General features: G+C 65.2%; 14 protein-coding genes. 13 read left to right on the top strand and 1 reads right to left on the bottom strand.

Features of this window, described 5'->3' with window-relative positions; all coding sequences use genetic code 11:
* The first annotated feature begins 54 nt into the window (after nt 1-54).
* The 3 genes from AAG821_RS14955 (at nt 55) to AAG821_RS14945 (ending at nt 3,802) form a co-directional block, all read left to right on the top strand.
* Nucleotides 55-561, top strand: a complete 507-nt coding sequence (locus AAG821_RS14955; protein ID WP_341910801.1) for a Spy/CpxP family protein refolding chaperone — start codon at nt 55-57, stop codon at nt 559-561.
* A 102-nt stretch (nt 562-663) separates the two neighbouring features.
* Nucleotides 664-1,470: a ZIP family metal transporter gene (locus AAG821_RS14950; protein WP_341910802.1), complete on the top strand. Its 807-nt coding sequence runs from the start codon at nt 664-666 to the stop codon at nt 1,468-1,470.
* A 103-nt stretch (nt 1,471-1,573) separates the two neighbouring features.
* Nucleotides 1,574-3,802: a methyl-accepting chemotaxis protein gene (locus AAG821_RS14945; protein WP_341910804.1), complete on the top strand. Its 2,229-nt coding sequence runs from the start codon at nt 1,574-1,576 to the stop codon at nt 3,800-3,802.
* A gap of 1 nt (nt 3,803) precedes the next feature.
* On the opposite strand, the gene AAG821_RS14940 is transcribed toward AAG821_RS14945, so the two are convergent.
* Nucleotides 3,804-4,724 (bottom strand): DMT family transporter, encoded by a 921-nt coding sequence (locus AAG821_RS14940; protein ID WP_341910806.1) that lies wholly within the window; start codon nt 4,722-4,724, stop codon nt 3,804-3,806.
* Between the two features lie 175 nt (nt 4,725-4,899).
* Between AAG821_RS14940 and alr the strand changes: the two genes are divergently transcribed.
* The 10 genes from alr to AAG821_RS14890 all read left to right on the top strand — a co-directional run bounded on the left by alr (nt 4,900) and on the right by AAG821_RS14890 (nt 14,170).
* Complete coding sequence (alr, locus tag AAG821_RS14935; RefSeq protein WP_341910808.1) at nt 4,900-6,033, top strand: alanine racemase; 1,134 nt, start codon at nt 4,900-4,902, stop codon at nt 6,031-6,033.
* Nucleotides 6,030-6,806: an ABC transporter permease gene (locus AAG821_RS14930; RefSeq protein WP_341910809.1), complete on the top strand. Its 777-nt coding sequence runs from the start codon at nt 6,030-6,032 to the stop codon at nt 6,804-6,806. Before alr ends, AAG821_RS14930 begins: the two co-directional genes overlap by 4 nt.
* The gene (locus tag AAG821_RS14925; RefSeq protein ID WP_341910811.1) at nt 6,803-7,582 is read left to right on the top strand and encodes an ATP-binding cassette domain-containing protein; all 780 of its coding nucleotides are present in this window, start codon (nt 6,803-6,805) and stop codon (nt 7,580-7,582) included. Before AAG821_RS14930 ends, AAG821_RS14925 begins: the two co-directional genes overlap by 4 nt.
* Nucleotides 7,582-9,030, top strand: a complete 1,449-nt coding sequence (gene radA, locus AAG821_RS14920) for a DNA repair protein RadA (protein WP_341910813.1) — start codon at nt 7,582-7,584, stop codon at nt 9,028-9,030. Before AAG821_RS14925 ends, radA begins: the two co-directional genes overlap by 1 nt.
* Nucleotides 9,031-9,032: 2 nt before the next feature.
* Entirely contained in the window at nt 9,033-9,689 is a 657-nt protein-coding gene (locus tag AAG821_RS14915) for a CvpA family protein (RefSeq protein ID WP_341910814.1), read from the top strand.
* Between the two features lie 58 nt (nt 9,690-9,747).
* A complete protein-coding gene (gene purF / locus AAG821_RS14910) occupies nt 9,748-11,205 on the top strand; it encodes an amidophosphoribosyltransferase (protein ID WP_341910817.1) in 1,458 nt (485 codons plus the stop codon).
* A 34-nt stretch (nt 11,206-11,239) separates the two neighbouring features.
* Nucleotides 11,240-11,965 (top strand): SDR family NAD(P)-dependent oxidoreductase, encoded by a 726-nt coding sequence (locus AAG821_RS14905; RefSeq protein WP_341910819.1) that lies wholly within the window; start codon nt 11,240-11,242, stop codon nt 11,963-11,965.
* 10 nt (nt 11,966-11,975) lie between these two features.
* Nucleotides 11,976-12,743: a hypothetical protein gene (locus tag AAG821_RS14900; protein ID WP_341910821.1), complete on the top strand. Its 768-nt coding sequence runs from the start codon at nt 11,976-11,978 to the stop codon at nt 12,741-12,743.
* Nucleotides 12,744-12,807: 64 nt separating this feature from the next.
* Nucleotides 12,808-13,746 carry a DMT family transporter gene (locus tag AAG821_RS14895; RefSeq protein ID WP_341916328.1) on the top strand — a complete coding sequence of 313 codons (939 nt, stop codon included), beginning with the start codon at nt 12,808-12,810 and terminating at the stop codon, nt 13,744-13,746.
* Between the two features lie 103 nt (nt 13,747-13,849).
* Nucleotides 13,850-14,170: a hypothetical protein gene (locus AAG821_RS14890; protein ID WP_341910824.1), complete on the top strand. Its 321-nt coding sequence runs from the start codon at nt 13,850-13,852 to the stop codon at nt 14,168-14,170.
* Nucleotides 14,171-14,181: the final 11 nt, after the last annotated feature.

The raw sequence follows: 14,181 nt of genomic DNA, 5'->3' as shown, positions 1-14,181 counted from the left end.
CCTCCGCCCCGGACAACCGGGGCGGCCCCCTTCCCGCCACGCAGGAGTTTATCCATGTCCGCTCGCAATCTGCTTCTCGCCGCCAGTGTGATCGCCACCGGCTTTGCCGGCGGCCTGGCGCTCGCCCAGCCTGCCCAACAGCCCGCCCCGCCGCATGCGCAGATGCAGCATGCCGAACAGCGCACGCCCGGCCGCTTCATCGAGGGTCGCATCGCCTTCCTGCGCACGGAACTGAAACTGAGCGCGCAGCAGCAGCCGCTGTTCGACAAGCTCGCCGACGAGATGCGCGCCACCACCAAGACGATGCAGGAGCGCCATGCCCAGCGCCAGCAGGCCAGCGCGCAGGGGCCGGCAACGACTTCCGTGCTGGAGCGGCTGGAACAGCGCAGTGCGATGATGAAAGAGATGAACGCGGCGCAGGACCGTTACCTGGCCGCCTTCCGCCCGCTGTATCATTCGCTGTCGGATGAGCAGAAGAAAACCGCCGACCAGCTCTTCGCCAAGGGTGGCGGCATGGGCGACGGCATGATGGACGGTCGCCACGGTCCGCGCCATCACTGACCCTCGCGAGCCATAAGATCGGAACGGGGCCCTCACCGGGCCCCGTTTTGCGTCCGGCTGACGGCCCTGTTCCGGTCGGCGCCGTCCATGCTACATCAGGGCATGGATCTCGCGGCCGCCGTCCCCCCGCTTTCGCCCTTCATGCTCGGTGTGCTGGCCAGTGTCGTGGCCGGCTTCGGTGCCACCACGCTGGGCGCCGTGCCGGTGCTGTTCCTCAGCACCCTGAAAGAGACCACGCGCAACCTGATGCTGGCCTTTGCCGCCGGTATCATGCTGGCGGCCACCTTCTTCTCGCTGCTGCTGCCGGCGCTCGACCATGCCGAGCAGAGCCTGGGCAACAGCAGCGATGCCGCCCTCGGCGTGATCGCCGCCCTGCTGGTCGGCGCCCTGGTGATGCATCTGGCGCACAGCCTGGCGCCGCATGAGCATTTCGGCATGAAAGGCCGTGAAGGCGCCGATGCGTCGCGGCTGGCCCGGGTCTGGCTGTTTGTCATCGCCATCGCCCTGCACAATTTTCCCGAAGGCCTTGCCGTCGGGATCGGTGCCGCCAGTGGCGATCTCGCCAGCGGCATGGGCGTCACCTTCGGCATCGGCCTGCAGAACCTGCCCGAAGGCCTGGCGGTTGCCGTGGCTTTGCGCGGCGAAGGCTATACGCGGAAGGCCGCGTTCCTGGTTGCCGCGCTGACCGGCGCACTGGAACCGATGGGTGGTGTCGTCGGTGCTGGCGCGCTGGCGATATCCGGCGGCCTGCTGCCCTGGGCGCTGGCCTTTGCCGCAGGCGCCATGCTGTTCATCATCTCGTCGGAAGTGATCCCCGAGACCCATCGCCACGGCGTTGAACGCGGCGCGACCTCTGCCCTGTTCGGCGGATTCGTGGTGATGCTCTATCTGGACGTTGCGCTCGGCTGAATCAGCCCGGTTCCCTCCCTGCAACCAACGCGTTAGAATACCTTCCATAAGACGACCAACAATAAACAGCGCAGGCAGATAGCCATGCGCCCAAGGAGGAACCATGGCGGTGCAGAACTCGACGGCTAACCTCTCGATAGGCGGCCGAATCAATCTTGGATTCGGCATTGTCATCGTGCTGCTGCTGGTGGTGGCCGGCTCCGGGATATTCGGTGTCAACGCTGCGCGCCAGCTGTTCAACAGTTTCGACGATACCTCCACTTCCACCCGCGCGGTGCTGCGCGCCGAGCGCGATATCATCGACCTGAGCCGCAATGTTCTGCTCTACACCGATCGCGACAGCGTGCCGGCACTGGAGACGGCGCGCAAATTGCTGCAAGCCATCCCGGAAAGCCTGAACGAGGCCGAACAGGATGCGGATGCCAACGAAAAGCGCGTGCTGGGCGAAATTCGCCAGCTGATGCAGCAGTTCGGCACCGTGATCGACCAGACGGTGGCAGCCAGGGCGGAATACAACGGCATCTTCCAGAAGGATGTGGTGCCGGCCAGCACCCTGATCCGCCAGATCCTGCCCCAGACGATCCAGACATCAGTCGCCAGCGGCGATTACCAGACTGCTTTTCAGGCCACCCAGGTTTCAGAAACGCTGAACGCCATCGGCGCCGCCGCCTACCAGTATCTGTACCGGCCGCGCCCCGACCTGCTGGCCCGCACTCAGCAGCTGACCACAGAGATCGCCACCCAGAGTAACGCGCTGGCGGAACGGCTGATCGGCAAGGGCCAGATGACGGCCGGCGAAGAACTGAAGGAAGCCACCGCTGCCTATGCCGAAGGCCTGGTCAAGGTGATGACCATCATCGGCCGCATCAGCACCGACATGGCGGGCCGCATGAGCCAGAGCGCCGTGGGCGCCATCGAGCGCGCCAATGTACTGGCGGATACGCGCAGCAAGGAGCTGGAACAAGATGCAGCCAGCATGCACACAAACATCGCGGTCACACTGACCACGATCAGCGTGATGGCGCCGATTGCCCTGCTGGCCGCCCTGATCGCGGCCTACATGATCGGCCGTTCGATCCGGCGGCCGATCGTCGATCTGACCGAAACCATGGGCGCACTCTCCACCGGCAATTACAGTGCCGTGGTGACGGGCCTAAGTCGCGGCGACGAGATCGGGCGCATGGCCAAGGCCGTGCAGGTGTTCAAGGAGAACGGCCAGGAGAATGAGCGCCTGCGCCAGCAGGTGGAAATCGAACGCGAGCAGCGCGAACGTGACCGTGCTGCGCAGGAAGCTGAACTCGACCGCTCGGTGGGCATGGTGGTGCAGGCCGCCGTTGCTGGCGACCTGACCCGTCGTATCGACACCGCCAGCCTGCAGGGCGTGATGCGCAAGCTGGGCGATGGAATCAACAGCCTGGTCGGCAGTGTCGGCACTGCCATCGACGAAGTGGGCCGCGTGCTGGCGGCCATGGCCGGCGGCGATCTGACCCGCCGCGTCGAAGGGCATTACGATGGCGTGTTCGGCGAGCTGAAAGACAACGTCAACACCACCAATGAAAAGCTGGCCGGCACCGTCACCGGCATCGCGGAAGCCGCCGGCGCGGTAAACGAAGCCTCATCCGAAATCTCTACCGGCAGCCAGGATCTGGCGAGCCGTACCGAATCACAGGCGGCTTCCATCGAGGAGACAGCGGCCTCGATGCATGAGATCACCACCACGGTGAAGCAGAATGCCGAGAACGCCCAGGCCGCCAATCAGCTGGCGGTGGCGGCGCGCGACACGGCGGAAAAGGGCGGCAGCGTGGTGGCAAATGCGGTGACCGCCGTGACCCAGATCGAGTCCAGTGCGCAGAAGATCAGCGACATTGTCGGCCTGATCGACGAGATCGCCTTCCAGACCAACCTGCTGGCGCTGAATGCCAGCGTGGAAGCGGCGCGCGCCGGCGAATCCGGCAAGGGCTTTGCCGTGGTGGCGCAGGAGGTGCGCGCACTGGCGCAGCGTTCGGCCAACGCATCCAAGGACATCAAGGCGCTGATCACGGAATCGAACGCGCAGGTGAAAACCGGCGCCAGCCTGGTCAACCAGACCGGCGGGTCGCTCACCGAGATCGTCGGCGCCATCAAGAAGGTGGCCGATATCGTGGCCGAGATCGCGGCCGCTTCGCGTGAGCAGGCCACCGGCCTGGAGCAGATCAACACGGCTGTAGGCAGCATGGATGAAATGACCCAGCGCAACGGCGCCCTGGTGGAAGAAACCTCGGCCTCGGCCCAGGCACTGTCCGGTCAGGCCAAGGAACTCACCCGCCTGGTCGGCTTCTTCCGCGTGGCGTGACCTACTGGCGTTTCCACTCCGCCAGCAGGATGCCGCCAAGCACCAGCACCAGCGCCACCACGTGGTAGAGCGCCAGCTCCTCGCCCAGGATCAGGATGGCGAAGCTGGCGCCGAACAGCGGCATCAGGTTGGTGAACAGGCCGGCGCGTCCCGCCCCGATCAGTTCGACGGCGCGGATGAAAAAGATCTGCGACAGCAGCGACGGGAAGATCGCGACATAGAGCAGCAGCAGCCAGCCCTTGCCGCTCGGCCAGTAGAAATCGCCGGCGGCGATCTCAAAGGCCAGCGGCACGAAGGATGACAGTAGCGCCGCCGGCGTCAGTGCCGCGAAGAACACCAGGCTGGGCACCAGCGGCCGGGTCCGCAGCAGCACCGAATAACCGGAATACAGGATCACCGCGATCAGGATCAGGATGTCGCCGCGGCTGATGGTGAGATCGAGCAGATGCTGCAGATCGCCCTTGGCACCGGTCAACACCACACCGGCCATCGAGACCACCGTGCCGATCCACTGCAGCACCGTGACGCGCTGGCCGAAGACCAGCAGGGCGCCGATCAGGATCATCGCCGGCATGGCGGCATTGATGATGCTGATATTGATGGCCGTGGTGGTATACGCCGACCAGTAGAGCAGGATGTTGTAGCTGGTGTAGCCCAGCGCCCCCATCAGGGCGAGATAGCCGATGCGCGGTTTCAGCGCCGGCCAATGCTCGCGCAGGCCCTGCATGCGCAGGGACAGCATGATGCTGGCGACGATCAGCCAGCGCAAGCAGGTGAGCGACGCCGGCGAAATCTCGCCCACCGCCATGCGGCTGACCACCGAATGGCCGCCCCACATCGCCGTGGTCAGCACCAGCAGCAGATAGGGATTGGCGAACAGACCCGTTGCAAGGGATTTGATAGCAGAAGGCGGGGCGGACATGACTTCCTCAGGCGCGATACACATGCAAGACAGCCTGAGCCGGCCATCCGTGACGTCGCCCTCTTCCGTGGCCCGTCCCCCATGGCCGCAGTTTCGCCTGCGCCCCGGGTAACGGCAAGGGCGCCGCCGTCTTTTAAGCCTGTTGCTTTGCCATCGGCTGGGCTAAACAGCGGCCATGACCTTCTCTTCCGGCGACCAGGCGATTCTCCATATCGATCTCGACGCACTGGTGGCCAACTGGCGCCGGCTGGGCAGCATGGCGCCGCAGGCCGAATGCGCCGCCGTGGTGAAGGCCGATGGCTATGGCCTTGGTGCTGCAGAAGTCGGTGCCGCCTTGCAAAAGGCCGGCTGCCGCCGGTTTTTCGTTGCCCATTCCGAAGAGGCCCTGGCGCTGCGCCGGGCCCTGACGGATGTCACCATTCATATCCTGCATGGCCCGACCGCCGGCGGTGAAGCCGAGCTGGCCGCCGCCAAGCTGACGCCGGTGCTGTCGACGCCGGGCCAGATCGCCGCCTGGTCCGCGCTGGCGAAACGGCTGGACCGCCGCCTGCCCGCTGCCCTGCATATCGATACCGGCATGAACCGGCTTGGCCTGACCGATGCCGAGGCCGATGCGGTGGCCGCCGATCCGAGCAGGCTAGACGGCATCGATCTGGCCTTCGTGATGACCCATCTGGCCTGCGCCGACGAGCCGGACCACCCGCTGAACCGGAGCCAGGCCGACCGCTTTGCCGCCTGGCGCCAGCGCTTTGCCAACCTGAAAGGCAGCCTGGCCAATTCGGCCGGCATCTTCCTGGGCGCCGACTGGCACCACGACATCCTGCGGCCGGGAATCGCGCTATACGGCGCCAATCCGCTGGACCCAGCGGCAGGACCCCGGCGCGCGGCCAGCCGGATGGCGGAAGTGGTTCATCTGCAAGGTAAAATCCTGCAGGTCCGTTCCGTTGACAGGGGCATGACCGTTGGCTACGGTGCCGGCTATATCGTTGAAAAACCGACTCAAATCGCCACCGTGGCGGTTGGTTATGCCGACGGGTTGTCTCGTGCGCTGTCCGGTCGCGGCAGTGCCATCATCAAAGGTCGCCAGGGCCATGTGCGAGTGCCGATCGCGGGGCGGGTCTCGATGGATCTGATCACGCTGGATGTCTCTGCCCTCGCTGCCGAGGACTGCCGCCCCGGCACGCCGGTCAGCCTGCTGGGCGGCGGCATCGATCTCGACGAGCAGGCCGCACTGGCCGGCACCATCGGCTATGAATTGCTAACCCAGCTGGGCAAACGCTACCGCCGCATCTACAAGAGCGCCGCATGAACCCGCTTGCCATCATCGGCCGCGTCTTCCTCGACTTCCTGGTCGCTATCGGCCGGGTGACGGTGTTCACCTTCCATGGTGTGCGCCATATCTTCCTGCCGCCGTTCTATCTGCGCCTGCTGGTCAAGCAGATGATGAGCATCGGCTATTTCTCGCTGCCGGTGGTCGGCCTTACCGCGCTGTTCACCGGCATGGTGCTGGCCCTGCAGATCTTCATCGGTGCCGGCCGCTTCAATGCCGAGAGCGCGGTGGCGAGCATCGTGGTGCTGGGCATCACCCGCGAACTCGGCCCGGTGCTGGGCGGCCTGATGGTGGCGGGCCGCGTGGCCTCTGCCATGGCGGCTGAGATCGGCACCATGCGGGTGACCGAACAGATCGACGCCCTCACCACTCTGTCGACCAATCCGTTCAAGTATCTGGTGGCGCCGCGCATGCTGGCCGCCACGCTGACACTGCCGGTGCTGGTACTGGTGGCCGACGTCATCGGCGTGATGGGTGGCTACCTGATCGCCACCCACAAGCTCGGCTTCAATGCCGGCTCGTATATGAAAAACACCATCGACTTCCTGGAAACACTGGACGTCGTGTCGGGCCTGGTGAAGGCCGCGGTCTTCGGCTTCGTGATCGCCCTGATGGGCTGCTACCACGGCTTCCATTCCAAGGGCGGCGCCCAGGGCGTTGGCAAGGCCACCACCGATGCGGTGGTCTCGGCCTCGATACTGATTCTGGTCTCCAACTATTTCGTCACCGAACTGTTCTTCTCGGGCAAATGAGCGACACGCCGAACAAGATAGTCCTCAAGGACGTGCACAAGCGCTTCGGCAAGAAGGTCGTGCTCGACGGCCTGACGCTGGAAGTGCCGCGCGGCAAGTCGCTGGTGGTGATCGGCGGCTCGGGTACCGGCAAGTCGGTGATGCTGAAATGCGTGCTCGGCCTGATCCGGCCCGACAGCGGCCAGATCCTGATCGACGGCCAGGATTCCATGAACTTCACCACTGACGAGCGCGAGCAGGCCCTGCGCAAGTTCGGCATGCTGTTCCAGGGCTCGGCACTGTTCGACAGCCTCAAGGTCTGGGAAAACGTGGCGTTTGGCCTGATCCAGGGCCGCAACATGCCGCGCAAGGAGGCCAAGGATATCGCGCTCGACAAGATGGGACAGGTCGGCCTCGGCCCCGAGGTCGGCGAGCTGTCGCCCTCCGAACTGTCGGGCGGCATGCAGAAGCGCGTGGCCCTGGCGCGCGCGATTGCCGCCGAGCCGGAAATCATCTTCTTCGACGAACCGACCACCGGCCTCGACCCGATCATGGCCGATGTGATCAACGACCTGATCAAATCCTGCGTACAGAAGCTGGGCGCCACCACGCTGAGCATCACCCATGACATGGCCAGTGCGCGCAAGATCGCCGACTATGTGGCAATGATCTACAAGGGCAAGATCATCTGGCACGGCACCGCCGCCGAGGTCGATCATTCGGGCAATGCCTATGTCGACCAGTTCATCCATGGTCGGGCCGAAGGCCCGATCAAGATGGAAATCCTGAAGCCCTGATGGCAAAAGTCACCGAGTCCTTCGTCTGCCAGTCCTGCGGCGCCGCCTACCGCAAATGGCAGGGCCGCTGCGATGCCTGCGGCGGCTGGAACACCATCCTGGAGGAAGCCCCGAAAACCGCAGTGCCCAAGGGCCTGTCGGCCGGCAAGGGCAAGGCGATCGGCTTTGCCTCTTTAAGCGCACAGCCCGACACGGTGATGCGCACGATCAGCGGCATCAACGAATTCGACCGCGTGCTGGGCGGCGGCCTGGTGCCCGGCTCGGCCATCCTGATCGGCGGCGATCCCGGCATCGGCAAATCCACCATCCTGCTGCAGGCAGTCGCGCAGCTGGCACGACGCGGCACGACTGCACTGTATGTATCAGGCGAAGAGGCCGTGGCGCAGATTGGCCTGCGCGCCCAGCGGCTGGGGCTTGCCGATGCGCCGGTGCTGCTCTCGGCCGCCAACTCCTTACGCGATATCCTGGCCGGCATCGACGCGGCGATGGCACAGGCCAAGGGTGCGCCATCGGTGATCGTGATCGACTCGATCCAGACGATCTTCGCCGACAATATCGAAAGCGCGCCGGGCACGGTGAACCAGGTGCGCGCCTGTGCCCATGAACTGGTGCGCGTGGCCAAGCAGTCGAATGCATCGGTGTTCCTGGTTGGCCATGTCACCAAGGACGGCCAGATCGCCGGCCCGCGCGTGGTCGAGCACATGGTCGATACCGTGCTTTATTTCGAGGGCGAGCGCGGCCACCAGTTCCGCATCCTGCGCGCCGTGAAGAACCGCTTTGGCGCCACCGACGAGATCGGCGTGTTCAGTATGACCGATGGCGGCCTGGCCGAGGTGTCGAACCCCTCTGCCCTGTTCCTCGGCCGTTCGGAAGCCGGCAAGGGCGAACCGGTGGCGGGTTCCGCCATCTTCGCGGGCATGGAAGGCACACGGCCGCTGCTGGTCGAAATCCAGGCTCTGGTGGCCCCCTCGCCGCTTGCGACACCGCGCCGCACCGTGGTGGGCTGGGATTCCGGCCGCCTGGCCATGGTGCTCGCCGTGCTGGACGCCAGATGCGGCTTGCGTTACTCCGGCTGCGACGTCTATCTCAACGTCGCCGGCGGGTTGCGGGTGGTCGAGCCCGCCGCCGACCTGGCGGTTGCCGCCGCCCTGCTGTCGGCACTGGCCGACAGTCCGGCGCCGGAACGCACGGTGTTCTTCGGCGAGGTCAGCCTGGCCGGCGAAGTGCGGCCGGTGAGCCAGTCGGAGTCGCGGCTGAAGGAAGCGGCCAAGCTTGGATTCACCCATGCCGTGATGCCGGCCGGGGCCAAGACCAAGGTCAAGGATATCGGGACGAGCGAGCTGATGCGGCTGAACGAACTGGTCGAACTCTTCCCCGCCGCCCGGGCTGCAGCCAAGCGGGCCAATGCCGGGCGCGACCGCAGCAGCTGGACCGGGGACGAGGAATAAGCATGACGTCGCTGCCGATCAACATCGTCGACCTGATCGTCATCGTCATCCTGCTGCTGTCGGCTTTGCTGGCGCTGTTCCGCGGCTTTGTGAAGGAAGTGCTGTCGATCGTCGGCTGGGTGGCCGCCCTGGCGGTGACCTACTTCTTCTTCCCTCTTGCCCGCGACATCGCCCGTACCTATATCGAGTCACGGATTTTCGCCGATATCGCGGCCGGCATCGCCCTTTTCCTGCCGACCCTGATTCTGTGTTCGATCCTGACTCACTGGATTTCCGAACAGGTCCGGCGGGCGTCGGCGATTTCCGCCGTCGACCGCTCTTTGGGCTTCCTGTTCGGCCTGGCCCGCGGAGCACTGATCGTGGTGGTTGCCTGGTGGATCGTCGATCGCCTGATCCCGGTGCCGACCCAGCCGGCCTGGCTGGCCGAGGCCCGGACCCGGCCCCTGGCGGTGATGGGCTATACCTGGGGGGCCGAAATGATCCTGCGCCAGATCGATCCGACCCGGGCGCCGGAAAAAAAGACGACTGGACCGCACTCTACGCCGATTCCAGCGCATACAAATCCGGGGGCCGGCGCTGACTCGCGCGGCCAAACCGGCTATAAGACCGAGGAACGCCAGGGCATCGAGAGTCTGATCCGCACCCAGGACAAACCTTGAAGCCGCCACAAGCCACGATGGGCCCCCAGTACGCACCGTGGCGATGGAGCCGTTAAACATGCAGACGAACCCCTTTGACGATGACAAGCTGCATGAAGAATGCGGCATCTTCGGCATTTTCGGCACACCCGATGCCGCGGCCAACACGGTGCTGGGGCTACATGCCCTGCAGCATCGCGGCCAGGAGGCCGCCGGCATCGTCGCCTATAACGAGGGCCGCTTTAACAGCCATCGCGCGCTCGGCCATGTGGCGCCGAACTTCTCCTCCGAAAAGGTGATCCGCGAACTGCCGGGCGACCGCGCCATCGGCCATGTGCGCTATTCCACCTCGGGCGGCACCCTGCTGCGCAACGTGCAGCCGATCTATGCCGATCTGGAACTGGGCGGCATCGCGCTGGCGCATAACGGCAACTTGACCAATGCGCGGATGATCCGCGACGACCTGGTCGCCAAGGGCAGCATCTTCCAGTCCACCATGGATACGGAAGTGATCACCCATCTCGTCGCGCTGAGCCGCAAGGCCACCGTGGTCGATCGCGTGATCGACGCGCTGAAGCAGGTGGAAGGCGCCTATGCGCTGGTGGCGCTGACGCCGAAGAAGCTGATCGGCGTGCGCGACCCCTGGGGCGTGCGCCCGCTGGTGCTGGGCGACCTCAAGGGCTGCCCGATCCTGGCATCGGAGACCTGCGCGCTTGATATCCTCGGCGCCGATTTCGTGCGCGATGTCGAGCCGGGCGAACTGATCGTGATCGATGCCGACGGCATCCATTCGCTGCATCCCTTCCCACCAGTGCAGCGTCGTTTCTGCATCTTTGAATACATCTATTTCGCCCGGCCGGATTCGCAGGTCGAGGGCCTCAGCGTCTATGAATCGCGCAAGCGCATCGGCGCCGAACTGGCCCGCACCAATCCGATTGATGCCGATGTGGTGATCCCGGTGCCCGACAGCGGCGTGCCGGCCGCCATCGGCTATGCCGCCGAGAGCGGCATCCCGTTCGAGCTGGGCATCATCCGCAACCATTATGTCGGCCGCACCTTCATCGAGCCGACCGACCAGATCCGCCATCTCGGCGTCAAGCTGAAGCACAATGCCAACCGCGCTTATATCCAGGGCAAGCGGGTGATCCTGGTGGACGACTCCATCGTGCGCGGCACCACCTCGACCAAGATCGTCGAGATGGTGCGCGAAGCCGGTGCCAAGGAGGTGCATATGCGCATCGCATCGCCGCCGACCACCCACAGCTGCTTCTACGGCGTCGATACGCCGGAACGCTCCAAGCTGCTGGCCGCCACCCATTCGATCGAAGAGATGACCAAGTTCATCAAGGCCGACAGCCTCGCCTTCCTCAACATGGAAGGGCTGTATCGCGCCATGGGCCAGCCGGCCCGCGATCCGCTGAAGCCAGCCTTCTGCGATGCCTGCTTCTCCGGCGACTATCCGATCGGCCTGACCGATGAAGTGAACCGCGGCATCCGCGGTCCGCGCCAGCTCACCCTGCTCGCCGAAACCGGCTGAGCGATCTCCACCACCGTATAGAAGACCGACACGAATGCGTCTCAAGGACCGGATTGCGCTGATCACCGGCGCCAGCCGCGGCATCGGCGCCGCGATTGCCAAACGCTATGCCGCCGAAGGCGCCCATGTCATCTGCGTGGCCCGCACCGCGGGCGCGCTGGAAGAGCTGGATGACGAGATCCGCAGCGCCGGCGGCGCACCGGCCACGCTGATCCCGCTTGATCTCGGCAAGACAGAGTTGATCGACGGCCTGGCCGCGCCTTTGCTGGAGCGCTTTGGCAGGATCGACATCCTGGTCGGCAATGCCGGTATCTTCGGCCGCATGACGCCGCTGCACCAGTATCCGCCGGACCTGTGGGAACAGGTGTTCAAGCTCAACGTCCATGCCAATCAGCGCCTGATCCGCGCCGTGCATCCGCTGCTGTTCGCCTCGCCTGCGGGCCGTGCGATCTTTGTCACCTCCAGCGTGGCGCGCGACATCCGCGCCTACTGGGGCGCCTATGCCGCCTCCAAGGCCGCGCTGGATGCCATGGTGATGGGCTATGCCAAGGAAGTGGCGCAGAGCAACATCAAGGTGAACCTGGTCAATCCCGGCGGCACGCAATCGAAGATGCGCGCCGAAGCCTTCCCCGGTGAAGACCCGACCACCCTGCCCAAGCCGGAAGACATCATGGAAGTGTTTGTCGCCCTGGCCGAAGCCGGCTGCACCCACCATGGCGAATGGATTGCCGCCCGCGATTTTTGCGGCATCGGCAAATAGGCCCGCCGCGATGCCCGCAAAGCCGTCTCGCCACACCGAGGTGATTGCCCGCCTGCTGGCCGCCCGCAATGGCGGCCCGCTGGTGGAGGCCGATGAGGCTAGCGAGCCGCGCAGCATCACGGAAGCCTACGAGATCCAGTCCGGCGTGATGAATTCGCTCAACAGCGCCGTCGGCGCCTGGAAGGTCGGCCGCTCGGGCGCCGGCCAGCCGCTGATCTGTTCGCCGATCCGCGCCGACCTGATCCGCCCAGCGCCTGACACACGGCTGCCGGCGGAAAGCCGCCTGCGCGGCCTGGAACTCGAAGTCGGCTTCCGCATCGATGCCGCCCTGCCGGACGCCGATGACGCGGATTTCATGCAGAAGCTCGCCGCCGTCGTTACGCCGCTGCCGGTCTTTGAGGTGGTCGACAGCCGGCTGAGCGATCCGCAGGCCGCCAGCCCGCTCTGGCGCCTGGCTGATTTCCAGCTCAATGCCGGGCTCATTTACGGCACGCCGCTGCCCAAGGGCTGGCGTGCGGAAGCCTTCGACAAGCCCATCGTGCAGCTTGTGGCCGATGGCGTGGAAATCTGCGGCGGCCCTGCGACGCTGAACACCGGCACACCGTTTGGCATGCTGGCCGACCTGGTGCGCGAATGCTATCACTGCGGCGGCGTGCAGCTGGGCCAGATCGTCACCACCGGCGCCTTCACCGGCCTGCGCTTCTTCAAGGCCGGCGCCACGCTGACCGGTAGCATCAGCGGTATGACGCCGATCACGATGACGTTCGCGGCGGCCTGAGAGTCTCCATTCGGCATGGCATCCCTGGTCGTGCCATCGACGTTTGATTTTCTGCCAGAAACTCGTGGATGCCACGGTCAAGCCGTGGCATGACGATGCAACGATGAACGCAAGAACACCCGCCGCCGGCATGGCGCTGGTCGCCTTCGGTGCCATCGGCTTCGGCCTGATGCCGCTGTTTGCCCGCACCGCCTATGCCGATGGGTTGCCGCCGCTGTCGCTGCTGAGCTGGCGTTTCGGCATCGCGTTTCTCTGCCTGCTGCCCTTCCTGCCCCGCATGCTGGCGGCGAAGCGCGATACTCTGATCGCAGTGCTCGCTGGCGCCGGCTATATGGGTATCAACCTGTTTTACTTCCTGGCGCTGCAGCGACTGACCGTCGCACTCACTGTGCTGATCCTGTTCACCTACCCGCTGTTCACCATTCTGATCGGCTGGCTGGGGTTCCGTGAAAAACTGACCTGGCCGAATGCGGTGGCGGCGGTGCTGGTGCTGCTGGCCGCGATCCTCATTCTCGCGCCGGCCGGCCTTGGTGAGAACCTCGACATCACCGGCATCGCCATGGCCTTCGTGCCGCCGGCCGCCTATGCGCTGTTCGTGCATATCGCGGCCAAGCGGCTGAGCCGGGTGGCGATCCCGGTGCGGCTGGGCGGCGTGTTCCTTGGCGGCCTGATCGCCATGCTGGTGCTCGGCCTCATCATGGATGGCGGCATCGTCGTGCCGGCCAGCATGGCGGGCTGGGGCGCGACCGTGGCGCTGGCGCTGCTCAGCACGGTGTTTGCGCTGGGCCTGCTGCTCTATGGCGCGCCGCTGGCCGGCGCCGAGCGCACCGCGGTGGCGGGCGCCAGCGAGCTGGTGACCGCACTGATTGTCGGCGTCGTGGCCTATAATGAAGCCATCAGCGGCACGATGCTGGCCGGGGCCGTGCTGATCATCGGCGCCATCCTGCTGGCCGCGCGCAATGGGGCCAGTCCCGGCGAGCCCCACCGGCCGCATGCGGATTAAAACACCTTTTGTATGTATATAAAATTTATCAACATATTGAATTGATAAAATAAGACCGCCCGCTTAGTCTGGCCTCCGTAGGGTGAAACGGGAGGAAAAGACCATGCGTGCCCCATTCCTTGGCCTGGCCGGCGTAGCCGCGGCCTGCCTGATGACCATTGCCGTGCCGGCGCAGGCGCAGCAGCGGATTGCCGCCGTGAACGATACCGTGCTGGCCGCGCAGGCCTGCAATGTCTGCCATGGCAGCGCCACCTATGTGTCGCCGACCATGCCGCCGATCCATGGCGCCGATGCCGGCGCGCTTTACAGCGCCCTGATCGATTTCAAGACCGACAAGCGGCCTTACACCATCATGGGGCGGATCGCGCGCGGCTATTCCGACGAGCAGCTCAAGGCGCTCGCTGATTACCTGTCAAAGAACTGAGGGAGATATCA

The organism is Ferrovibrio terrae (assembly GCF_943372915.1).
GTDB classification, from domain to species: Bacteria; Pseudomonadota; Alphaproteobacteria; order Ferrovibrionales; family Ferrovibrionaceae; genus Ferrovibrio; species Ferrovibrio terrae_A.
The sequence above is the reverse complement of the archived record's forward strand: the minus strand, read 5'-3'. Positions and strand labels throughout refer to the sequence as shown.

Bases quoted from the DNA above. Each gene is read 5' to 3' on its own strand.
- AAG821_RS14955 (WP_341910801.1), top strand. From the start codon at position 55: ATGTCCGCTCGCAATCTGCTTCTCGCCGCCAGTGTGATCGCCACCGGC.
- AAG821_RS14950 (WP_341910802.1), top strand. From the start codon at position 664: ATGGATCTCGCGGCCGCCGTCCCCCCGCTTTCGCCCTTCATGCTCGGT.
- AAG821_RS14945 (WP_341910804.1), top strand. From the start codon at position 1,574: ATGGCGGTGCAGAACTCGACGGCTAACCTCTCGATAGGCGGCCGAATC.
- AAG821_RS14940 (WP_341910806.1), bottom strand. From the start codon at position 4,724: ATGTCCGCCCCGCCTTCTGCTATCAAATCCCTTGCAACGGGTCTGTTC.
- alr (WP_341910808.1), top strand. From the start codon at position 4,900: ATGACCTTCTCTTCCGGCGACCAGGCGATTCTCCATATCGATCTCGAC.
- AAG821_RS14930 (WP_341910809.1), top strand. From the start codon at position 6,030: ATGAACCCGCTTGCCATCATCGGCCGCGTCTTCCTCGACTTCCTGGTC.
- AAG821_RS14925 (WP_341910811.1), top strand. From the start codon at position 6,803: ATGAGCGACACGCCGAACAAGATAGTCCTCAAGGACGTGCACAAGCGC.
- radA (WP_341910813.1), top strand. From the start codon at position 7,582: ATGGCAAAAGTCACCGAGTCCTTCGTCTGCCAGTCCTGCGGCGCCGCC.
- AAG821_RS14915 (WP_341910814.1), top strand. From the start codon at position 9,033: ATGACGTCGCTGCCGATCAACATCGTCGACCTGATCGTCATCGTCATC.
- purF (WP_341910817.1), top strand. From the start codon at position 9,748: ATGCAGACGAACCCCTTTGACGATGACAAGCTGCATGAAGAATGCGGC.
- AAG821_RS14905 (WP_341910819.1), top strand. From the start codon at position 11,240: ATGCGTCTCAAGGACCGGATTGCGCTGATCACCGGCGCCAGCCGCGGC.
- AAG821_RS14900 (WP_341910821.1), top strand. From the start codon at position 11,976: ATGCCCGCAAAGCCGTCTCGCCACACCGAGGTGATTGCCCGCCTGCTG.
- AAG821_RS14890 (WP_341910824.1), top strand. From the start codon at position 13,850: ATGCGTGCCCCATTCCTTGGCCTGGCCGGCGTAGCCGCGGCCTGCCTG.